Genomic DNA, 19,761 nt, shown 5'->3' with positions numbered 1-19,761 from the left:
CCCGCCGCGCGCCAGCCATCGCTGCGCGCGATGTGGGCATGCGTGAAACAGATGGGTCAGGTCATCGCGGCGGGCGCGTGCCGCGGCTCGGTGGCGAGCACGCTGCGCGCGTCCAGGCTGCGGATGGGCACGCTGCGGTCGCGCGGGATGCCGCCCGAGAGCTGCAGCGCGAGGTAGCGGCCGCAGCACACGCGCAGGAACGAGGCGAAGTTGTCCACCCCGCCGCGCTCGTGCTCCAGCTCGTCGTGCAGCCGCGCGCACAGCTGCGGCACGGTCATGCCGTCGCGCGCGGCGATTTCCTCCAGCACCTGCCAGAACAGGTTCTCCAGCCGGATGCTGGTGGCCACGCCGTGCAGCCGCACCGACCGTGCCCGGCTCTCGTACAGGCGCGGATCGGCGCTGATGAACACCTCGCACATGCTTTGTCTCCTCGCGTCCCGCAGGAAGGGGCGCCGCCGCACATTGTGCTCAGTGCGTGATGCGCGTGCCCAGCAGGGCGAGGAATTGGGCGATCCAGGCCGGGTGCGCGGGCCAGGCGGGGGCGGAAACCAGGTTGCCCTCGGTGTGCGCCTGGTCCACCGCGATGTCGGCATAGGTGCCGCCGGCCAGCTCCACCTCGGCGCGGCAGGCGGGGTAGGCCGAGCAGGTGCGGCCCTTGAGCACGCCCGCGCCGGCCAGCAGCTGCGCGCCGTGGCAGACGGCCGCCACGGGCTTGCCCGCGTCGAAGAAGTGGCGCACGGCGGCGCACACCGCCGCGTTGTTGCGCAGGTACTCAGGGCCGCGTCCGCCGGGGATGACCAGGGCGTCGTACTGCTCGGGCTTCACGTCGTGGAAGCTCGCGTTCAGCGTGAAGTTGTGCCCGGGTTTCTCGCTGTAGGTTTGCGCGCCCTCGAAATCGTGGATGGCCGTCTTGATGTGGTCGCCGGCCTTCTTGTCAGGGCACACGGCATGCACCGTGTGGCCCACGGCCTGCAGCGCCTGGAAGGGCACCATGGTTTCGTAGTCTTCGCAGTAGTCGCCGCAGACCATGAGGATTTTCTTGCCAGCCATGCTTGTCTCCTTGTCGGTGGTTGCTGATGGCTGGACATTCTTGCGGCGCTGGCTGCGGCGCGGGTGTTAGCGGGTTACTACACTCGGCGCTTTGCCCGCAGGAGGACACACATGAAACTCGTCCGCTACGGACAGCCCGGCGCCGAGCGCGCCGGCGCGATCGATGCGCAGGGCGTGCTGCGCGACCTGTCGATGCTGCTGCCCGACATCGGCCCCGCGCAGCTCGCGCCGCGCACGCTCGCGGCCCTGGCCGCGCTGGACCTCGCGCGCCTGCCGGCCGTGGAAGGCGCGCCGCGCCTGGGCTGCCCGGTGGGCGGCGTGGGCAAGATCGTCTGCGTGGGCCTGAACTACGCTGACCACGCGGCCGAGGCCGGCCTGCCCGCGCCCGCCGAGCCCGTGCTGTTCATGAAGGCCACCAGCGCGCTGTGCGGCCCCACGGATGCGGTGCGCATCCCGCCCGGCGCGCTCAAGACCGACTGGGAGGTGGAGCTGGGCATCGTGATCGGCACGCGCATGCGGCATGTGCAGGAGGCCGATGCGCTGGCCCACGTGGCGGGCTACGTGCTCGCCAACGACGTGTCCGAGCGCAGCTACCAGATGGAGCGCGGCGGCCAGTGGGACAAGGGCAAGAGCTGCGACAGTTTCGCCCCCGTGGGCCCCTGGCTGGCGACGGCCGACGAGGTGCCCGACCCGCACGCCGTCGCCCTGTGGCTGGAGGTGAACGGCGAGCGCATGCAGGACGGCAGCACGCGCAACTTCATCTTCGGCGTGCCCACGGTGCTGGCCTACATCAGCCGCTTCATGACGCTGGAGCCGGGCGACCTGGTGCTCACCGGCACGCCGGCGGGCGTGGGGCTGGGCTGCAAGCCCGCGCCGCGCTTCCTGCGCGCGGGCGATGTGATGCGCCTGGGTGCCGTAGGGCTGGGCGAGCAGCGGCTGGCCTGCGTCGGGGGCTGAGCCGCCATGCACCCCTATGTGCTGCTCGGCATCTCCATCGTGGCGGAGGTCGTGGCCACCTCGGCGCTCAAGTCTTCGCAGGGGCTCACGCGGCTGGCGCCCAGCGCGCTGGCGGTGCTGGGCTACTGCGTGGCGTTCTACCTGGTGTCCAAGGTGATGAACCACATGGCCACGGGCGTGGTGTATGCGGTGTGGTCGGGCCTGGGCATCGTGCTGATCTCGCTGGTGGGCTGGCTGCTCTATGGCCAGAAGCTGGACCTGCCGGCCGTTGCGGGCATGGCCATGATCGTGGGTGGCGTGCTGGTGATCCAGCTGCTGTCCAAGACCACCGGGCATTGACCGCCAAAAGTGCCTCCAGCGCTTGTCCAGAAAGCGCAGGCAGCTATCGATGGAGGAGCGTTCAGGCCAGCGCCTGCGCGTCGAACTCCGACAGGTGCTCGGCCAGGTGCATGGCGTGCGCCGCCTCGTACTGGGCCCTGGTGAGCGTGCCATAGGCGAAGTGGGGCTGCAGCGGTCCCGCCCACCGGCCGAAGGCGGCGATGGCGGCTTCCAGCCGCGCGAGCGCGGCGCCGGCGTCGCCCTGGACGGGCAGCGCGGGCGCGCCCGGAATGGGCTCGGCCAGGTCGTGCGCCATGCGCCCGCGCCAGGCGAAGACCGCCAGCGCGGCGGGCCCCACGGTGCGCCGGAACAGCGCGGACCTGGGCTGGGGGTAGCTCGCCATGGAGTATTCGATGCTCTGCGCGCAGTGCACCAGCGTGCCGGCCCAGTCCCACCGGGCGGAGGACACGCGCTGCGGCGCCCGCGCCAGGCGCAGCACCTCGGCCTGCGCCTCGGACAGCGAGGACCACCGCAGGGCGCGGTCCACGGCCTGGGCCGGGCCGCACCCCATGGCGGCCAGACCCGCCGTGGCAGCCGCACCGCCCAGGCCCAGGCGCAGTACGCGCCGGCGTTGTGAAGAGGGCATCGTTTCTCCGTGGTTCGTGGACGAGGGCCCGACTATCGGCCTTTCGGGCCCGGCTGTGCGGGGCCCGGTGTCACGCGCGCGCCAACGCCACGCCGCCGGCCAGCCGCGCCTGCACGGTGCGCTGCATGGCCTCGGGCGCATCCGCCAGCAGCGCCGGCCAGTCGGCCTGCGCGCGGCGCACGAGGTCGCGCAGCAGGGCCAGGTGGCGGGGCGCGCGCAGCAGCCCGGCGGCCTGGATGAGGGCCTGCAGGCCGTCCCAGTCCAGCGCCTGCATGCTGCGGTCGATGGCGCGGTTCACCGCGTACTGGTGCTCCGGCGCGCTCTCGAAGAAAGCTGCCACGCAGACGGGGTCGTACAGCGGCGCCAGGCGCGGCGTGCGCCCATCCGGGTAGACCAGCGCCCAGTTCTTGAGGTGCGCATCGGTGTTGCCCATGAGGACGAAGGCCGCCATGCGCGCGAGGAATTCGCGCGTGTCCTGCACGGGCCGGGCGCTCAGGCGGTCGACCACGCGCAGCATGGTCGCCCAGTCCTGCAACAGGCCCTTGCCGTATTTCTGGCGCGGCGCGTAGCCCAGGGCCTGGTTGAACTCCTCCATGTGCACGCGCGAGCCGTCCGGCAGGTGGTCGAAGCGCTGCACGGCCAGGATCTCGCCGAACGGCACGGCCTCGGGCAGCTCGGCCTCGGCGCGGGTGATGACGCGCGCCTGCGCGCAGTCCAGCCCCAGGCTGCCCGCGAGGCGGTAGCAGGCGAATTCGTTGGCCACGAGGTCGGGGTGGGCCGTGGTGGGCAGCTTGAGGATCACGCTGCCGGCCGCGCCCCGGCGCTTGACCAGGTAGCGGCGGCCGTCGTGCACGGCGCTGAACTTGGTCACCACGCCGGGCAGGGAGGCGGCGTCCTCCACCGGGTATTCGACGAAGCCGGGCTCCAGCACGTCCAGCCCCTGGGTGGTGTGCCAGTGGCGCACCACGTCGGGCACGCCCTCCTGCGGGGGCAGAGGCTCGACCTCCAGCGCGCCCATCAGGTCGTGGCCGGCGGCGGCCAGCAGCTCGAACTCGTCGTCGCTCGCGCAGCCGCGCTCGCGCGCCAGGCGCTCGCGGTTGTGGCCCTCGGGCAGCAGGTTCTGGAAGTACACGGGCCAGCGCCCGTCGGTGCGCACCAGGCGCGCGTCGCGGGCCGAGCGCAGGATCTGCTGCGTCTGCGCGTCGCTCGCGCCCTGGTAGCTCAGCGAGAGCGTGGGCCGCGCGGGGTCGGCGATGTAGTCCTCGTCGAACGACACGCGCAGGATGTCGCCGTACTGCGAGAGGTAGCCGATGGCACGCCGTCCGCCGCCCTGCGCCGCGGGCCGGTGCAGGTACAGGCGCAGGTAGCGGATGGCGGTGGACACGGGTCAGCGCCCCAGGCTGTCCACCACCGAGGGCGGGGCGTCGGCCCCCGGCGGCTGGGCCAGGAACCTGCCGCCGGACTGGATGAAGGCCTGCAGCGCGGGGCGCAGCGCGCTGGGCACGGCGATCAGGTCCATGTCCAGCACGCGGGCCATCTCGGCCAGGGTGGAAAAGCGCGGGTCCACGTCGCCGGTTTCCGTGCGCTGCACGGCCATGCGCGACAGGCCGGCCTGCGCAGCCAGATCGGCCTGCGTCATGCGGCGGGCCTTGCGGGCGTCGGCCAGGGAGGAGATCAGATCGTGTTGCATGATCGTTTTTATACTCTTTTTTGTTGAAAAGATATTCAAGAGTGGCTTTTGTGGTACGGAAAGCATCCGTCACAATGGCCCGCATGCAGCCTTCCGACACCCGCTCCGACACCGTCCGCCGCGCATTGCGCCAAGCCGAGCCCTGCCTGTGGCTGAACCCGCAGCGGCAGCACGCCGTGGCTGCGGCCCAGCCCGTGGCGGGGGCGCACCTGCGCCTGGAAGACACCCAGGCGGCCGCGGCGCGCTTCGCGCGGTTCGCCCCCGTGCTGGCGCAGGTGTTTCCTGAGCTGCAGGCCTGCGGCGGCGCGGTCGAGTCGCCGCTGCTGGCGGCCGATGCGCTGCACGCCGCGGCGGGGCTGGCGCCCGGGCAGGGCCGCCTGTGGATCAAGGCGGACCACCGGCTGCCCGTGGCCGGGTCGATCAAGGCGCGCGGCGGCATCCACGAGGTGCTGGAGTTCGCCGAGGGCCTGGCGCTGCGGCAGGGCCTGCTGCCCGCGCAGGCCGGCCCGCAGGACTACCTGGCCCTGGCCGGCGCGCAGGCGCGGGCGCTGTTCGGGCGCTACACGGTGGCGGTGGGCTCCACCGGCAACCTGGGCCTCGCCATCGGCGTGGCGGCATCAAAGCTGGGCTTTCGCGCCGTGGTGCACATGTCGGCCGACGCCAAGGAGTGGAAGAAGGAGCGCCTGCGCCAGCGCGGCGTGCAGGTGGTGGAGCATGCGGGCGACTACGAGGGCGCCGTGGCGGCCGGCCGCACGCAGGCCGCGCAGGACCCGCTGTGCCACTTCGTCGACGACGAGCGCTCGCTGTCCCTGCTGCTGGGCTACAGCGCCGCCGCACCGCACCTGCAGCGGCAGTTGGCGCAGGAAGGCATCGCGGTGGATGCGCGCCACCCGCTGTTCGTCTACCTGCCCTGCGGGGTGGGCGGCGCGCCCGCGGGCATCACCTTCGGGCTGCGGCACGCGCTGGGCCAGCACGTGCACTGCTTCTTCGCAGAGCCCGTGCAGTCGCCCTGTTTCCTGGTGCAGATGCTGGCCGGGCCGGGCGAACACCCTTCGGTCTACGACCTGGGCCTCACCAACCGCACCGAGGCCGACGGCCTGGCCGTGCCGCGCGCGTCGCTGCCCGCCGCCGAGCTGATGGCGCCGCTGCTGTCGGGCGCCTTCACGGTGCGCGACGACACGCTGTTTCGCCACCTCGTGCAGGTGCTGGACACCACGGGCGAGCGCATCGAGCCCTCGGCCGCCGCGGGGTTCAGCGGCCCGGAGATGCTCGCGGGCACCTCTGCCGGCCGGGACTGGCTGGCCGCGCACGGGCTGCTGGAGCACCTGCCGCAGGCCACGCACCTGGTCTGGACGACCGGTGGGCTGTTCGTTCCCCCCGTGGAATATGAGCGCTTCGTGCAGCGGGGCCGCATGCTGGCCTGAACGGGGCCGTATCCTCGCCCCATGCAACCCTGCGATTTCATCGTCATCGGCGCGGGCATCGCCGGCGCCTCCATTGGCTGGGAACTGGCCGCGCACCGCCGCGTGCTGCTGCTGGAGCGCGAGGCGCAGCCCGGCTACCACACCACCGGGCGCTCGGCGGCGCTGTACTCGGCCACCTACGGCACGCCCCGCATCCGCGCGCTGACGCGGGCCAGCCGGGCGTTCTACGACGCGCCGCCGCCCGAATTCGGCACCGCGCCCATCCTCACGCCGCGCGGCGTGGTGTTCCTGGCGGGGCCGGACCAGATGGACCTGCTGGCGGCCGCGCCCATGCCGAGGCGCTGCCGCGCAACCCCCAGGTGCGCCTGCTGGCGCGCGAGGAACTGCTCGCCATGCTGCCCTGCCTGCGCCCCGAGGCCGTGGGCGGCGGCCTGAGCGAGCCCGGCGCTGCCGACATCGACGTGCACACCCTGCACCAGGGCTACCTGCGCGGCCTGCGCCAGCGCGGCGGCGAAGTGCGCACGCATGCGGAGGTCACGGGGCTGCAGCGGCAGGCAGAGGGCTGGCGCGTCACCCTGGCGGGCGGCGAGACGCTGGCGGCCGGCGCCGTGGTCAATGCCGCCGGCGCCTGGGCCGATGCGGTGGCCGGCCTGGCCGGCGTGCCGCCCATCGGCCTGGAGCCGCGGCGGCGCACCGCGTTCACCTTTCCCGTGCCGGCGGGCATGGACGCCACCGGCTGGCCGGCCGTCATCGGCATCGACGAGGGCTACTACTTCAAGCCGGACGCGGGGCAGCTCCTGGGCTCGCCCGCCAATGCCGACCCGGTGGCGCCCCACGACGTGGTGCCGGAGGAGCTGGACGTGGCGCTGGGCATCCACCGCATCGAGGAGGTCACCACCTTCACGATCCGGCGGCCGTCCCATGCCTGGGCAGGGCTGCGCTCCTTCGTGGCCGATGGCGATCTGGTGATCGGCTGGGACAACCACGTGCCTGGCTTCTTCTGGCTGGCGGCGCAGGGGGCTACGGCATCCAGAGCGCGGCGGGCGCGGCGCTGCTCGCGCGGCAGCTCGCGCTGGAGGAGCCTTTGCTGCCGTGCCTGGCGGACGAGGGCATCACGCGCGATGCGCTCTCGCCCGCGCGGCTGCGTTGACGCGGGCGCGCGTCAGGCGTAGGTGTCGAGCTGGTGGCCCAGCGGGCCGGCCGGCGTGGAGGCGGGCGGCTGCGGCACGGCCTCCAGGAGCGTCATGGCGGCGCCTGCCTGCGCCTGCATCGCCTTCTTGAGCACGGCCACCTGCAGGGCGTCTGACGTCTCGCGCTGGTTCTGCGCGGCGGCAGTGTGGAGGATGGAGGAGGTCAGGGCGATGTCCATGGGTGGGCCTGTGAAAAGCGCAGGGGCAACTCTTTGTATCGGCAGTTCGCCGTTCTTCTTGAGGACTAGTCGAGCGCGCTGGAGCCGAAGGCCTCGCAGTCCGACAGGTCGGAATCGCTCGCGGGCGCCAGCTGCCGGGCGGCGTCGCGCAGCGCCGTGCGCAGGCCTTCCTCCAGCACGGGGTGGTAGATGGGCATGCGCAGCAGCTCGTGCACCGTGAGTTCGCGGTCGATCGCCAGCGCCAGCAGGTGCGCGAGGTGTTCGCCCGCGGGCGCGCACATCTCCGCGCCCAGCAGGCGGCCGGTGCCGGCCTGGGCGTAGAGGCGCAGCAGGCCGTAATTGTGCTGGGCCACGCGGGCGCGGCCCTGGCGCGCGAAGTCCACCTCGCCCACTAGGTGGGGCTGCCCCTTGAGCTGCGCGTGGCGCAGCCCCACGGCGGCCGCGTTGGGCTGGCTGAACACGATGGACAGCGGCGTGCGCCGGCGGAACCGCCGGGGCGGCTCGCCCTGCGCGGCCAGCACGGCGTTGATGCCCGCGATGTGCCCCTCGTCGGCGGCCTCGTGCAGCAGCGGGCGGTCGCGGTCGGCGTCGCCGGCGATGAACACCGGCAGGTGGCCGACCTGCAGGGTGCAGGGCTCGATCGGCGGCAGGCCGTGCGCGTCCAGGGGCACGCCGAGCGTCTCCAGCCCCAGGCATTCCAGGTTGGGCTGGCGGCCCATGGCGGCCAGCACCTGGTCCACCACCACCGGGCCGGCGTCGTTGCACACCTCGATGCCGCCAGCCACCTCGCGCAGGCGCACCTCCCCGTCCACGCTGATGATGAATTCCTGCTTGAGCCGCGCGAGCAGGGCGTCGTTGACCGCCGGGTCGCCCAGCCCCGCCACCTGGGCGCGGGTGCCGAACGCGGCCACCTCCAGGCCCAGGCGCGCCAGGGCCTGCGCCAGCTCCACGCCCAGCGGCCCCAGGCCGACGACGGCCACGCGCGGGCCGAGCGTGGGCTGTTCGAACAGCGTGTCGGTGGTCAGGATGCGGTCGCCGAACGCCAGCCACTCCTGCGGCACGATGGGGCGCGAGCCCGTGGCGACGATGATGCTGCGCGCCTCGTGCACGCGACCGTCGATGTCCACGCGCGCGGGGCCGAGCAGCCGCGCGCTGCCGGACAGGGCGTGCGCGCCCGCGTCGCTGGCGCGCAGCGTGCCGGCCACGAAGTCGTCGCGCAGCGCGCGCACGCGCTCCAGCACGGCCGCGATGTCGGCCGACAGCCCCTGCGCGCCGCGCAGGCCGAACGTGTCGAACGTGTGCCGCGCATGAAAGGCGTTGGCTGCTTCGATCAGCATCTTGGAGGGCATGCAGCCCACGCGCGCACAGGTCGTGCCCCAGGGGCCTTCGTTGACCAGCAGGAAGCGCTGCGTGCGCTTGCGCACTTCGCGCAGCGCCGCCAGGCCGGCGGAGCCGGCGCCGATGATGAGGGTGTCGAGGTCCGAACGCATGGGCAGGCCTTGCAAAAAGCCCTTGGGCGGGCGACCCGGGCAGTGTCGCCGCAGGGAGGCGGCCGGGCTGTAGGCCTGCAGGCCGAAGTCAGTCCGGCAGCCAGGCCACGCGCCCGTGGCCCAGGTCGTTCACCCGTGCCACGAAGCCTTCCGCCTGCGGCTGCGGCAGGCGCAGGTGCAGCTCCACCAGCGTGCCGTGGGACACGTCGAGCAGCTGCGCGCCCGCGGCCTCGATCTCGCGGCGCAGCAGGCCTTCCAGCGGGTAGGGCACGCTGCAGCGCAAGGTGCTCTGGCGCTGCAGCGGGATCTTCTCGGCCTGGAGCAGCGCTTGGGCCACGGTGTCGGTATAGGCGCGCACCAGGCCGCCCGCGCCCAGCTTCACGCCGCCGAAGTAGCGCACCACCGTGGCCAGCACGCCTTCCAGCTCCTGGTGGCGCAGCACGTCCAGCATGGGCCGGCCGGCGGTGCCGCTGGGCTCGCCGTCGTCCACGGCGGCGGACTGCCCTCCCGCCAGCAGGGCCCAGCAGACGTGCGCGGCGCCCGGGTGCTGCTGCCACAGCGCAGCCACCACGGCCTGGGCGCCGGCGCGGTCGGCCACGGGCTGCACGCAGCCGATGAAGCGGCTTTTCTTGATGACGAGTTCGCTGTGGGTGGGCGCCAGGAGGGTCTGCGGCATGACGCGGGGACTGTACCGCCAATGCCGGGCCGGCCAGCGCGGACCCGCCCGGCACACCTGTTTGCGGAATTGACATGCATCAACAGGGTGCGCGCCAGGAATGCCTATGATTGATAGTCGTTCTCATCTATTGAGCCCGTTTTTTACGAAGGAGAAAAGCACATGACCCGATACTGGAAGCCTCTCGCGCTGGCGCTGGCCCTGTCCGCAACGGCACCCGCATGGGCCGCCGACTGCGCGGTGGAGATCGAAGGCAACGACGCGATGCAGTTCAACAAGCAGGCGATCAGCGTGCCTGCCAGCTGCAAGCAGTTCACCGTCAAGCTCAAGCACGTGGGCAAGCTGCCCAAGGCCGCCATGGGCCACAACTGGGTGCTGACCAAGACCGCCGACATGCAGGGCGCCGTGACCGACGGCATCGCCGCCGGCGCCGCCAAGGACTACGTGAAGGCGGGCGACGCGCGCGTGCTGGCGCACACCAAGCTGATCGGCGGCGGCGAGACCGATTCGGTGAGCTTCGCCACCAGCGCGCTCAAGGCCGGCGAGTCCTACAGCTACTTCTGCTCCTTCCCCGGCCACGCCGGCATCATGAAGGGCACGCTGACGCTGGCCAAGTAAGGCCCGGCCGTCCTTGTGGCGGGCAGGGAAAAGGCCAGGCACCTAAAATGCCCGGCCCCCACGAAAGCCCGCCGATGAACGCCCTCGTAGACGTTTCCTTCTTCCCGCGCGACGCCAAGCCCCTCACGAGCTACCGCCCGTACTGGGCCAGGCGCTTCGGCACGGCCCCCTTCCTGCCCATGAGCCGGGCAGAGATGGACCAGCTCGGCTGGGACAGCTGCGACATCGTGCTGGTCACGGGCGACGCCTACGTGGACCACCCCAGCTTCGGCATGGCCGTGATCGGCCGCGTGCTGGAGGCGCAGGGCTTTCGCGTGGGCATCATCGCGCAGCCCGACTGGCACAGCAGCGAGGCCTTCCAGGCGCTGGGCAGGCCCAACCTGTTCTGGGGCGTGACGGCGGGCAACATGGACTCGATGATCAACCGGTACACGGCCGACCGGAAGATCCGCAGCGACGACGCCTACACCCCCGGCGACGTGGGTGGCAAGCGCCCCGACCGCGCGGCCATCGTCTACAGCCAGCGCTGCCGCGAGGCCTACAAGGACGTGCCCATCGTCCTGGGCGGCATCGAGGGGAGTCTGCGCCGCATCGCGCACTACGACTACTGGAGCGACAAGGTGCGCCGCTCCATCGTGGTGGACAGCAAGTGCGACCTGCTGCTGTACGGCAACGCTGAGCGCGCGCTGGTCGAGGTGGCCCACCGTATCGCCGCGCGCGAGCCCATCGAGCAGATCACCGATGTGCGCGGCACGGCCTTCGTGCGCCGCGCCTCGGGCGGCGACTGGTTCGAGATCGACTCCACCAGCGTGGACGAGCCCGGCCCGCTGGCCCCGCCTGTGAACCCCTACATGACCACCAGCGAGCAGGCCGCCGCCCAGGGGCAGGGCTGCGCCAAGGAGGATGCTCCTGATTCGGGAGCTGCCAGCGCTTGCCAGACAAGCGCTACAGGCCAAAATGGCATTGAAAAGGTGGTGCAGTTCCTGCCCCCCGCGCGCGCCAGGGGCGCGCAGCCGCCGCGCGAGCGGACCGTGATCCGCCTGCCCAGCTACGAGCAGGTCAAGAGCGACCCGGTGCTCTACGCCCACGCCAACCGCGTGCTGCACCTGGAGACCAACCCCGGCAACGCCCGCGCGCTGGTGCAGGCCCATGGCGAGGGCGCGACGGCGCGCGACGTGTGGCTGAACCCGCCGCCCATCCCCCTGACCACGGCGGAGATGGACTGGGTCTTCGGCCTGCCGTATGCGCGCAGCCCGCACCCGCAGTACGCCGACGAGACCGGCAGCCACGACGGCGCCACCAAGATCCCCGCGTGGGAGATGATCCGCGCCTCGATCAACATCATGCGCGGGTGCTTCGGCGGCTGCACCTTCTGCTCCATCACCGAGCACGAGGGGCGCATCATCCAGAGCCGCTCGGAGGCCTCCATCCTGCAGGAGGTGGAGGACATCCGCGACAAGGTGGCCGGCTTCACCGGCACCATCTCCGACCTGGGCGGCCCCACGGCCAACATGTACCGCCTGGGCTGCCGCAGCCCCGAGATCGAGGCCGCCTGCCGCAAGCCCAGCTGCGTGTTCCCCGGCATCTGCCAGAACCTGACCACCGACCACGGCCCGCTGATCCGCATCTACCGCCGCGCGCGGGCCCTCAAGGGCATCAAGAAGATCCTGATCGGCTCGGGCCTGCGCTACGACCTGGCGGTGCAGTCGCCCGAATACGTGAAGGAGCTGGTGCAGCACCACGTGGGCGGCTACCTCAAGATCGCGCCCGAGCACACGGAAGAGGGGCCGCTGTCGAAGATGATGAAGCCGGGCATCGGCAACTACGACCGCTTCAAGCAGCTGTTCGAGAAGTTCAGCGAAGAGGCGGGCAAGAAGCAGTTCCTGATCCCGTACTTCATCGCCGCGCACCCGGGCACCAGCGACGAGGACATGATGCACCTGGCCCTGTGGCTCAAGAAGAACGGCTTTCGCGCCGACCAGGTGCAGACCTTCTACCCCAGCCCCATGGCCACGGCCACGGCCATGTACCACACGGGCCGCAACACGCTCACCCGCGTGCGCCGCCGGATGCGCGACGAGGCGGAGGAAAGCGTGGACATCGTGCGCGGCGAGAAGCGCCGCCGCCTGCACAAAGCCTTCCTGCGCTACCACGACCCGAACAACTGGCCCCTGCTGCGCGAGGCGCTCAAGAGCATGGGCCGCGCCGACCTGATCGGCAACGGCAAGCACCACCTGATCCCCACCTTCCAGCCGATGGTCGACGGCAGCTACCAGAGCGCGCGCAGGAAGAACAGCACGTCCGCGAAGGGCGGCGGCGGCGTGGGCTACGCCATCAACAAGGACGGCAAGCCGGTCGCGCTGCGCCGCCGTCCCGAGGAGCCGCAGGAGCAGAAGGACGACGTGCGCTTCCGCAGCAGCGCCCCCAGCCGGGCCGCCTGCTCACCCAGCACACCGGCCTGCCGCCGAGGGCCGGCACGGGCGGCAAGGCGCCAGGCCGCAGGCGCTGACGCGCGTTCACACCGGCTGGGGAATCAGGTCCTCGATCACCAGCCGGCGGTAATAGAACGCCGCCACCGCCCCCAGGGACTGCAGCAGCGCGCCCAGGCTCTCGGGCGAGTCGCCGTCCTGCGCCTTCAGGAACAGCGCATGCGCGCCCTGGCTCGCATGCTTTGCGATACGGCGCACGATCACGCCCTCCGCGCCCACCGAGGGCAGCGGCTCGTCGGCGTTGCCCAGCGTGCGCACCACGTGCTGCAGGATGGCGTCCGGCGCAGCGTGGGCCACGTCGTCGCGGCCTTGCGCCTGCAGGGCCTGGCCGGCCGAGCGGGCGGCGGCCTCGTCCGCGAACAGGGCGAACACATAGCCCGTGGGGTAGAACGTTCCGGCGGCCGAGGTCATGCTGGGGTCGAGGGCGAAGGGCTTCATGGCGGGCTCCAAAATCTCTGTGGATACCCATCGATTGAAGCCGCAGGCGCGCGAGTGCGGCTGTCGGGGACAGAGCGACAGCCGTGTCGGACGGTGCCGCGCCGCGTGCGCCGTTGATTGAAGTCAAATCGGCCTCGAGCGCTTGCCCGGAAAGCGCTGGCAGCTACGAAAACCGAAGCAAATCGGGCCGCCACGCCAGGGCCGCGAACCCCGCGCAGTTCAGCAGCACCGTGGCCCAGTAGACCGTGCGGAATTCGCCCTTGGCGGATTTGTGGCGCAGCCACTGCTGTGCCCACCAGGCCGCGGGCCAGCCGCCGAGCAGGGCCAGCAGGTGCAGCCGGCGCTCGCTGGTGCGCCAGGCGCCGCGCCGGGCGGCGCTCTTGTCCGCCGCGTAGAGGAGGAAGGTCAGCCCGTTCAACGCGGCCACGGCAGCCACCAGCCCGGGCGGAAAGCGCTGCGTCCAGGCGCCCCAGGCCAGCAGGGCAAGCCAGCCCAGCATCAGGGCCATGGCGAGGCCCGCGCCTGCTGGGGCGCGCGGAGCTGGGTGGGAGCGGCTGCGCTCCCGTGCGCGCGCGGGGCCCTTCAATCGCTTGCCAGCGTATGCAGCGGAATGTCCCGCTCCTGCGCCAGCGCATCCAGTGCCGCGCGGCTGTGGCCGCGCAAGAAGGCGGCAATGGCCGCGTGCGTGGCTGCGGCGCGCGGGTCGGCGGCGGGCGGCAGGCCGGCGGCTTCGCACAGGCGGGCGGCGAAATGCGGCTCCAGCGCCGCGACGGCCACGCGGCCGTCGGCGCAGGCATAGACGCGGTAGCCCGCGTGGGCGCCGCCCACGTCGCCGGCAGCCACCGTGAGGCCCCAGCCGCGCGGCTGGGCAAGCCAGGCGGCGGCGTCGGCCAGGGCGATCTCCACGCATTGGCCCAGGCCGGTGGCGGCGCGCGCCAGTTGCGCCTGCAGCACGGCTTCGCTGGCCATCAGGGCGCCGGCCATGTCGGCGTAGAGGGTGGGAGGCATGGCGGTGCCGGTGACCAGGCCCGCGTCGGCCAGGTAGGTCAGGTCGTGCCCCGGCTCCTCGGCGCGCGCGCCCGCCGTGCCCACGATGCGCACCAGCGACAGGCGCGGGTAGCGCGCGTGCAGTGCTTCCCAGCCCAGCCCGAGCTTGGCGAGGGCCGAGGGGCGGAAGGACGTGAGCAGCACGTCCGCGCGCTCCAGTTCGGCCTGCAGCGCGGCCTGGCCCTCGGTGGTCTTCAGGTGGGCCTGCAGCACGCGGATGCCTTCGTGCAGCGCGGCGTAGGCGCCGGGGCTGTAGAGCGCCATGGGATCGGCGCTGGCGTGGCCTGCCGGGGCGGGCGGCTCCAGCTTGGTGCAGTCGGCGCCCATGCGGCGGCAGCGCAGCAGGGCGGCGGGGCCGGGCAGGTTCAAGGCCAGGCTGAGGATGCGGGTGTGGGCGAGAGGTTGGAGCATGGCGGGCGGCTTGGAAACACAATGGCGGGCATTGTTTCAGGAAATTCCATGACTTCTTCCGTGCTGGAGGCGCTCGGTCCCTCGCCGCGCATGCCTGTGCTGTTTCTGGGCCACGGCAGCCCGATGAACGCGATCGAGGACAACGCCTGGCGCCGCACCTGGCAGGACCTGGGCGCGGAGCTGCTGGCGCGCGCGCGGCCGCAGCTCATCCTGTGCGTGTCGGCCCACTGGCTGACGCGCGGCGGCTGGTTCCTGACGGGCATGGCCGCGCCGCGCACCATCCACGACTTCGGCGGCTTCCCGCGCGAGCTGTTCGAGCAGCAATACGCCGCGCCGGGCGCGCCCGCCGTGGCGCGGGCGCTGGCCGCCGAACTGCGCTCGCCCGCGACGGGCAGGCCGCTGGGCGTGGACGAAGCGGAGTGGGGGCTGGACCATGGCGCCTGGGGCATCCTCCAGCCTTTGTTCCCGGCGGCGGACATCCCGGTGCTGCAGCTCAGCATGGACTACGCCCGCCCGCCCTCCGAGCACTGGGCGCTCGGCCGGCAGCTGCGGCCGCTGCGCGAGCGCGGCGTGCTCATCGTGGCCAGCGGCAACGTGGTGCATAACCTGCACGCCATGCGTCCCGGCACGGGCATCAACGCGGCCTACGAATGGGCCAACGCGTTCGACCTGCGGGTGGTGGACCAGGTGCAGAGCGGCCGGCTGGAAGGGCTGGCGCAGTTCCAGCAGTGGGGGCCGATGGCGCAGCTCGCGCACCCCACGCACGAGCATTTCCTGCCGCTGCTGTATGCCGCGGGCGCCGTGGAGCCGGGCGAGGCGGTGCGCTTCTTCAACACGGGGTTCCAGGGCGCGTCGATCTCGATGCGGTCGATGCTCTGGAGTTGATAGCTGCCCGCGCTTGCTAGATAAGCGCTGGAGGCTAAAAACATGCTTATTCCGCCGTGGCCGCAGGTTGCCGGATGCCGAGCCAGTGCCACCGGTCCCGGTAGCTTCGCGCCTTGGCCTGGAACAGCGGCAGGTGCGGGCACAGCGGGTTGGGCCGCAGCAGGCCCGCGTACAGCTCCTCCAGCCCGTTGGGCGCATGCAGCACGGAGCTCTGCTGCTCGGGGAGGGTTGCAGGCCCACGCAGGTGCAGGGGATCAGGAAGCGCTCGATGCCCTCGCGCGACGAACGCAGCGCGCCATAGGGGTGGCCGAACCAGTCCTCGTACCAGAGGTGCACGCGCGCCTGGTTCTTGGCTTCGACGGTGATGGGCAGATCGGCGAAGAGCGCGCTGGCCCGGGCCTGCACGGCCTGCTCCGCCTGCGCGGACAGGTCGGCCGCGTCGAAATAGAACAGGTCGTAGTCCTTGATGTGCGCCGTGGGCGCGAAGCCCGAGCGCAGGTTCCACACGGTCTGGAACAAGCAACCCGCCACCAGCCAGGCATCGGGCAGGCCCAGAAGCGGCAAGCGCTCCAGAATGGCCGCGTTGTACGGGTTCTGGAGCGCTTCGCCCACGAAGCGGCGCCGCAGCGCCGCGTTGTCGTCAGATGACCTTGGCAATGGCCTGGCAGACGTAGTCGATGTTCTTGCTGTTCAGGGCAGCCACGCACATGCGGCCCGTGTCGGTGCCGTAGACGCCGAACTCGCTGCGCAGGCGCACCATCTGGTCCTTGGACAAGCCCGAGTAGCTGAACATGCCGATCTGCGTGGTGATGAACGACATGTCCTGCTGCACGCCGGCGGCCTTGAGGCCATCGACCAGCTTCTGGCGCATGGCCTTGATGCGCACGCGCATCTCGCCCAGTTCCTTCTCCCACTGGGCGCGCAGTTCGGAGTCGTTCAGCACGGCGGCCACCACGGCGCCGCCGTGCGTGGGCGGGTTCGAGTAGTTGGTGCGGATGACGATCTTGAGCTGGCTCAGCACGCGCGCGGCTTCGTCCTTGTCGTTGGCGACCACCGAGAGGGCGCCCACGCGCTCGCCGTACAGGCTGAAGCTCTTGGAAAACGAGGTGGAGACGAAGATGTTCAGGCCGGCGGCGACGAACTTGCCGATGACGGCGCCGTCTTCCTGGATGCCGTGGCCGAAGCCCTGGTAGGCCATGTCGAGGAAGGCCACGAGGCCGCGGGCCTTGACCGCCTCGATCACCTGGTCCCACTGCGCGGCCGTGATGTCGTAGCCCGTGGGGTTGTGACAGCAGGCGTGCAGCACGGCGATGGTGCCGGGCGCGGCGGCGTTCAGGTCGGCCAGCATGCCGTCGAAGTCCACCGAGCGGGTGCCCGCGTCGTAGTAGCGGTAGCTGCCGACCTCGAAGCCAGCGTTGGTGAAGATGGCGCGGTGGTTTTCCCAGCTCGGGTCGGAGATGAGCACCTTGGCGTTGGGGCTGATCTTCTTGAGGAAGTCCGCGCCGATCTTCAGGCCGCCCGTGCCGCCGATGGCCTGCACGGTGGCCACGCGGCCGGCCTTGACCACGTCGGAGTCGGCGCCGAACACCAGAGCCTTGACGGCGTTGTCATAGGCGGCGATGCCGTCGATGGGCAGGTAGCCGCGGGCGGCGGGCTTGTCCATCATGGCCTTCTCGGCGGCCTGCACGCACTGCAGCAGGGGGAGCTTGCCGTTGTCGTCGAAATACACGCCCACGCCCAGGTTGACCTTGTTGGGGTTGGCATCTGCGGCGAATTGTTCGTTCAGACCCAGGATCGGGTCGCGGGGGGCCATTTCGACGGCGGTGAACAGAGACATGGAAAGTCCTTGGGAGGGTAGAAATCGGACGGCGTGACCCCAGCTACGGTAGTCTTTCGGGTCAACCCGCAATTTTAACGGCCGCCCCCGCGTGCCGTTGACCGCCGCCATGCATGAAGTCGCCACCGAGCCCGCCGCCGGGCAGTTCGTCCAGTTTCCCGACTCGCCGTTCCAGCTGTTCCAGCCGTACCCGCCGGCGGGCGACCAGCCCGAGGCCATCGACAAGCTGGTGGAGGGCGTGCGCGACGGCGAGGTGTTCCAGACCCTGCTGGGCGTGACCGGCTCAGGCAAGACCTTCACCATGGCCAACGTGATCGCGCGCCTGGGCCGCCCGGCCATCGTGTTCGCGCCCAACAAGACGCTGGCCGCGCAGCTCTACAGCGAGTTCCGCGAGTTCTTCCCGAAGAACGCCGTGGAGTATTTCGTCAGCTACTACGACTACTACCAGCCCGAGGCCTACGTGCCCCAGCGCGACCTGTTCATCGAGAAGGACAGCGCCATCAACGAGCACATCGAGCAGATGCGCCTGTCGGCCACCAAGAGCGTGCTGGAGCGGCGCGACGTGGTGATCGTGGCCACCGTGTCGGCCATCTACGGCATCGGCGCGCCGGAGGACTACACGCAGATGCGCTTCATCATGCGCGTGGGCGACGAGATCGGGCAGCGCGACGTGATCGCGCGGCTGATCCGCATGCAGTACACGCGCAACGAGCAGGATTTCGCGCGCGGCACGTTCCGTGTGCGCGGCGACACCATCGACGTGTTCCCCTCGGAGCACAGCGAGCTGGCGATCCGCATCGAGCTGTTCGACGACGAGATCGAGGCGCTCTCGCTGTTCGACCCGCTCACCGGCCGCATCCAGCAGAAGGTGCCGCGCTTCACCGTCTACCCCAGCAGCCACTACGTGACGCCGCGCGACAAGGTGCTGGCCGCCGTGGAGACCATCAAGCAGGAGCTGGACGGGCGGCTGAAGTGCTTCGTGGGCGAGGGCAAGCTGGTGGAGGCCCAGCGGCTGGAGCAGCGCACGCGGTTCGACCTGGAGATGCTCAGCGAGGTCGGGCACTGCAAGGGCATCGAGAACTACACGCGCCACCTCTCGGGCGCGCAGCCGGGCGACCCGCCGCCCACGCTGACCGACTACCTGCCGCCCGACGCCCTCATGTTCCTGGACGAAAGCCACCAGATGATCGGCCAGCTCTCGGCCATGTACAACGGCGACCGCTCGCGCAAGACCACGCTGGTGGAATACGGCTTCCGGCTGCCCTCGGCGCTGGACAACCGGCCGCTCAAGTTCGAGGAATTCGAGCGGCGCATGCGCCAGGTGGTCTTCGTCTCGGCCACGCCGGCGGACTACGAGAAGGAACACTCCGGCCAGGTGGTGGACCAGGTGGTGCGGCCCACGGGCCTGGTGGACCCCGAGGTGGAGGTGCGCCCGGCCACGCACCAGGTGGACGATGTGCTGCAGGAAATACGCATTCGCACAGAAAAGAATCAGCGCGTACTCATTACCACGCTGACCAAGCGCATGGCCGAGCAGCTCACCGACTACCTGGCCGACAACGGCGTGAAGGTGCGCTACCTGCACTCGGACATCGACACCGTGGAGCGCGTGGAGATCCTCCGCGACCTGCGCCTGGGCGCGTTCGACGTGCTCGTGGGCATCAACCTGCTGCGCGAGGGGCTGGACATTCCCGAGGTGTCGCTGGTCGCCATCCTCGACGCCGACAAGGAAGGCTTCCTGCGCGCCGAGCGCAGCCTGATCCAGACCATCGGGCGCGCGGCGCGCAACCTCCACGGCAAGGCCATCCTGTATGCAGACCGCGTCACCGACTCGATGAAGAAAGCCATCGACGAGACGGAACGCCGGCGCGCCAAGCAGATCGCACACAACGAGGCCATGGGGATCACGCCGCGCAGCATTGTCAAGCAGGTGAGAGACCTGATTGACGGCGTGTACAGCGAGAAGACGGGGCAGGAGGCGCAGCGCCTGGAGCAGGAGGCCGCGCGCCATGCGGAGCTGGAGGAGATGTCCGAGAAGGACATCGCGCGCGAGATCAAGCGGCTGGAAAAACGCATGCTGGAGCACGCGCGCAACCTGGAATTCGAGCAGGCAGCCCGTGTGCGCGACCAGCTGGCGAAGCTCAAGGACCGGGTCTTCGGCGCCCACGGCGGGGACCACGTCGCGGCGTGACGGAGCAGGCGAAAACGCGACCGCGCGGTTCATTTACCCGACAAAAACAATAGGGATTTGTGCTATACTCGGGTCAATTACTCAGGAAAGCAAACCCCACGACACGAAGAAGGGCCCCAGACGGCTGCCACAGCGGCGGTTGATTTGCGGGAAAGGGCGGGGACGGTGCCAGGACGCGGTCACAAGCCCGCTCCATGGCGTTTTCATAACGATCAAGCCAAACCA

The 19,761-nt window shown here is 70.9% G+C and carries 19 protein-coding genes and 3 pseudogenes; 8 read left to right on the top strand and 14 right to left on the bottom strand.

All coding sequences use genetic code 11. From position 1 onward, the window contains the following. Nucleotides 1-56: 56 nt before the first annotated feature. Together AAG689_RS11160 and AAG689_RS11155 are read right to left on the bottom strand one after the other, a co-directional pair. Entirely contained in the window at nt 57-419 is a 363-nt protein-coding gene (locus AAG689_RS11160; RefSeq protein ID WP_406625983.1) for a ribbon-helix-helix domain-containing protein, read from the bottom strand. Nucleotides 420-468: 49 nt separating this feature from the next. Beyond that, nucleotides 469-1,050: a DJ-1/PfpI family protein gene (locus AAG689_RS11155; RefSeq protein WP_406625982.1), complete on the bottom strand. Its 582-nt coding sequence runs from the start codon at nt 1,048-1,050 to the stop codon at nt 469-471. A 111-nt stretch (nt 1,051-1,161) separates the two neighbouring features. Here AAG689_RS11155 and AAG689_RS11150 point away from each other — a divergent pair, with 111 nt between their 5' ends. Together AAG689_RS11150 and AAG689_RS11145 are read left to right on the top strand one after the other, a co-directional pair. Continuing rightward, the gene (locus AAG689_RS11150; protein WP_406625981.1) at nt 1,162-2,007 is read left to right on the top strand and encodes a fumarylacetoacetate hydrolase family protein; all 846 of its coding nucleotides are present in this window, start codon (nt 1,162-1,164) and stop codon (nt 2,005-2,007) included. Between the two features lie 6 nt (nt 2,008-2,013). Further along, a complete protein-coding gene (locus AAG689_RS11145; protein WP_020229331.1) occupies nt 2,014-2,346 on the top strand; it encodes an SMR family transporter in 333 nt (110 codons plus the stop codon). Between the two features lie 61 nt (nt 2,347-2,407). Here AAG689_RS11145 and AAG689_RS11140 read toward each other — a convergent pair whose 3' ends face one another. The 3 genes from AAG689_RS11140 to AAG689_RS11130 form a co-directional block, all read right to left on the bottom strand. Further along, on the bottom strand, nt 2,408-2,971 hold the full coding sequence (locus AAG689_RS11140) for a DUF1569 domain-containing protein (RefSeq protein WP_406625980.1): 564 nt from the start codon (nt 2,969-2,971) through the stop codon (nt 2,408-2,410). A gap of 70 nt (nt 2,972-3,041) precedes the next feature. Continuing rightward, nucleotides 3,042-4,355: a type II toxin-antitoxin system HipA family toxin gene (locus AAG689_RS11135; protein WP_406625979.1), complete on the bottom strand. Its 1,314-nt coding sequence runs from the start codon at nt 4,353-4,355 to the stop codon at nt 3,042-3,044. Nucleotides 4,356-4,358: 3 nt separating this feature from the next. Continuing rightward, nucleotides 4,359-4,661, bottom strand: a complete 303-nt coding sequence (locus tag AAG689_RS11130) for a helix-turn-helix transcriptional regulator (RefSeq protein ID WP_406625978.1) — start codon at nt 4,659-4,661, stop codon at nt 4,359-4,361. 74 nt (nt 4,662-4,735) lie between these two features. Here AAG689_RS11130 and AAG689_RS11125 point away from each other — a divergent pair, with 74 nt between their 5' ends. Next, entirely contained in the window at nt 4,736-6,085 is a 1,350-nt protein-coding gene (locus AAG689_RS11125) for a D-serine ammonia-lyase (protein WP_406625977.1), read from the top strand. 21 nt (nt 6,086-6,106) lie between these two features. Next, nucleotides 6,107-7,235 (top strand): annotated as a pseudogene (locus AAG689_RS11120) (NAD(P)/FAD-dependent oxidoreductase). Between the two features lie 12 nt (nt 7,236-7,247). On the opposite strand, the gene AAG689_RS11115 reads toward AAG689_RS11120, so the two are convergent. The 3 genes from AAG689_RS11115 to AAG689_RS11105 form a co-directional block, all read right to left on the bottom strand. Then, nucleotides 7,248-7,454, bottom strand: a complete 207-nt coding sequence (locus AAG689_RS11115) for a putative motility protein (RefSeq protein ID WP_406625976.1) — start codon at nt 7,452-7,454, stop codon at nt 7,248-7,250. A gap of 65 nt (nt 7,455-7,519) precedes the next feature. Continuing rightward, a complete protein-coding gene (locus tag AAG689_RS11110) occupies nt 7,520-8,944 on the bottom strand; it encodes a dihydrolipoyl dehydrogenase (RefSeq protein WP_406625975.1) in 1,425 nt (474 codons plus the stop codon). A gap of 88 nt (nt 8,945-9,032) precedes the next feature. After that, nucleotides 9,033-9,620 (bottom strand): YigZ family protein, encoded by a 588-nt coding sequence (locus AAG689_RS11105; RefSeq protein ID WP_020229323.1) that lies wholly within the window; start codon nt 9,618-9,620, stop codon nt 9,033-9,035. Between the two features lie 162 nt (nt 9,621-9,782). Between AAG689_RS11105 and azu the strand changes: the two genes are divergently transcribed. Together azu and AAG689_RS11095 are read left to right on the top strand one after the other, a co-directional pair. Continuing rightward, a complete protein-coding gene (azu, locus tag AAG689_RS11100) occupies nt 9,783-10,238 on the top strand; it encodes an azurin (RefSeq protein ID WP_406625974.1) in 456 nt (151 codons plus the stop codon). Between the two features lie 74 nt (nt 10,239-10,312). Then, nucleotides 10,313-12,747, top strand: a pseudogene (locus AAG689_RS11095) (YgiQ family radical SAM protein). A gap of 7 nt (nt 12,748-12,754) precedes the next feature. Here AAG689_RS11095 and AAG689_RS11090 read toward each other — a convergent pair. The 3 genes from AAG689_RS11090 to AAG689_RS11080 all read right to left on the bottom strand — a co-directional run bounded on the left by AAG689_RS11090 (nt 12,755) and on the right by AAG689_RS11080 (nt 14,623). Next, nucleotides 12,755-13,165, bottom strand: a complete 411-nt coding sequence (locus AAG689_RS11090; RefSeq protein ID WP_406625973.1) for a hypothetical protein — start codon at nt 13,163-13,165, stop codon at nt 12,755-12,757. A 163-nt stretch (nt 13,166-13,328) separates the two neighbouring features. After that, nucleotides 13,329-13,673, bottom strand: a complete 345-nt coding sequence (locus AAG689_RS11085) for a DUF1294 domain-containing protein (RefSeq protein ID WP_406625972.1) — start codon at nt 13,671-13,673, stop codon at nt 13,329-13,331. A gap of 74 nt (nt 13,674-13,747) precedes the next feature. After that, entirely contained in the window at nt 13,748-14,623 is an 876-nt protein-coding gene (locus tag AAG689_RS11080; protein ID WP_406625971.1) for a CoA transferase, read from the bottom strand. A 48-nt stretch (nt 14,624-14,671) separates the two neighbouring features. Here AAG689_RS11080 and ygiD point away from each other — a divergent pair, with 48 nt between their 5' ends. Further along, nucleotides 14,672-15,508, top strand: coding sequence for a 4,5-DOPA dioxygenase extradiol (gene ygiD / locus AAG689_RS11075; protein WP_020229318.1), 837 nt, complete (start codon nt 14,672-14,674; stop codon nt 15,506-15,508). A 46-nt stretch (nt 15,509-15,554) separates the two neighbouring features. On the opposite strand, the gene AAG689_RS11070 is transcribed toward ygiD, so the two are convergent. The 3 genes and pseudogenes from AAG689_RS11070 to AAG689_RS11060 form a co-directional block, all read right to left on the bottom strand. After that, on the bottom strand, nt 15,555-15,713 hold the full coding sequence (locus AAG689_RS11070; RefSeq protein ID WP_406625970.1) for a hypothetical protein: 159 nt from the start codon (nt 15,711-15,713) through the stop codon (nt 15,555-15,557). Between the two features lie 2 nt (nt 15,714-15,715). Continuing rightward, nucleotides 15,716-16,015: pseudogene (locus tag AAG689_RS11065) on the bottom strand (nucleotidyltransferase family protein); the annotation flags it as partial. A gap of 133 nt (nt 16,016-16,148) precedes the next feature. Beyond that, nucleotides 16,149-17,345, bottom strand: a complete 1,197-nt coding sequence (locus tag AAG689_RS11060) for an amino acid aminotransferase (protein WP_406625969.1) — start codon at nt 17,343-17,345, stop codon at nt 16,149-16,151. A 109-nt stretch (nt 17,346-17,454) separates the two neighbouring features. On the opposite strand from AAG689_RS11060, the gene uvrB reads away from it, so the two are divergent. Continuing rightward, nucleotides 17,455-19,536, top strand: a complete 2,082-nt coding sequence (uvrB, locus tag AAG689_RS11055) for an excinuclease ABC subunit UvrB (RefSeq protein WP_406625968.1) — start codon at nt 17,455-17,457, stop codon at nt 19,534-19,536. The last annotated feature ends 225 nt before the right edge of the window (nt 19,537-19,761 follow it).

This window comes from Acidovorax sp. SDU_ACID1 (assembly GCF_045291395.1).
Taxonomy (GTDB): domain Bacteria; phylum Pseudomonadota; class Gammaproteobacteria; order Burkholderiales; family Burkholderiaceae_C; genus MR-S7.
This window is presented reverse-complemented; position numbering and strand designations above follow the sequence as displayed.

Excerpts from the sequence above, each read along its gene's own strand:
- AAG689_RS11160 (WP_406625983.1), bottom strand. The coding sequence starts at position 419 with ATGTGCGAGGTGTTCATCAGCGCCGATCCGCGCCTGTACGAGAGCCGG.
- AAG689_RS11155 (WP_406625982.1), bottom strand. The coding sequence starts at position 1,050 with ATGGCTGGCAAGAAAATCCTCATGGTCTGCGGCGACTACTGCGAAGAC.
- AAG689_RS11150 (WP_406625981.1), top strand. The coding sequence starts at position 1,162 with ATGAAACTCGTCCGCTACGGACAGCCCGGCGCCGAGCGCGCCGGCGCG.
- AAG689_RS11145 (WP_020229331.1), top strand. The coding sequence starts at position 2,014 with ATGCACCCCTATGTGCTGCTCGGCATCTCCATCGTGGCGGAGGTCGTG.
- AAG689_RS11140 (WP_406625980.1), bottom strand. The coding sequence starts at position 2,971 with ATGCCCTCTTCACAACGCCGGCGCGTACTGCGCCTGGGCCTGGGCGGT.
- AAG689_RS11130 (WP_406625978.1), bottom strand. The coding sequence starts at position 4,661 with ATGCAACACGATCTGATCTCCTCCCTGGCCGACGCCCGCAAGGCCCGC.
- AAG689_RS11125 (WP_406625977.1), top strand. The coding sequence starts at position 4,736 with ATGGCCCGCATGCAGCCTTCCGACACCCGCTCCGACACCGTCCGCCGC.
- AAG689_RS11115 (WP_406625976.1), bottom strand. The coding sequence starts at position 7,454 with ATGGACATCGCCCTGACCTCCTCCATCCTCCACACTGCCGCCGCGCAG.
- AAG689_RS11110 (WP_406625975.1), bottom strand. The coding sequence starts at position 8,944 with ATGCGTTCGGACCTCGACACCCTCATCATCGGCGCCGGCTCCGCCGGC.
- AAG689_RS11105 (WP_020229323.1), bottom strand. The coding sequence starts at position 9,620 with ATGCCGCAGACCCTCCTGGCGCCCACCCACAGCGAACTCGTCATCAAG.
- azu (WP_406625974.1), top strand. The coding sequence starts at position 9,783 with ATGACCCGATACTGGAAGCCTCTCGCGCTGGCGCTGGCCCTGTCCGCA.
- AAG689_RS11090 (WP_406625973.1), bottom strand. The coding sequence starts at position 13,165 with ATGAAGCCCTTCGCCCTCGACCCCAGCATGACCTCGGCCGCCGGAACG.
- AAG689_RS11085 (WP_406625972.1), bottom strand. The coding sequence starts at position 13,673 with ATGGCCCTGATGCTGGGCTGGCTTGCCCTGCTGGCCTGGGGCGCCTGG.
- AAG689_RS11080 (WP_406625971.1), bottom strand. The coding sequence starts at position 14,623 with ATGCTCCAACCTCTCGCCCACACCCGCATCCTCAGCCTGGCCTTGAAC.
- ygiD (WP_020229318.1), top strand. The coding sequence starts at position 14,672 with ATGACTTCTTCCGTGCTGGAGGCGCTCGGTCCCTCGCCGCGCATGCCT.
- AAG689_RS11060 (WP_406625969.1), bottom strand. The coding sequence starts at position 17,345 with ATGTCTCTGTTCACCGCCGTCGAAATGGCCCCCCGCGACCCGATCCTG.
- uvrB (WP_406625968.1), top strand. The coding sequence starts at position 17,455 with ATGCATGAAGTCGCCACCGAGCCCGCCGCCGGGCAGTTCGTCCAGTTT.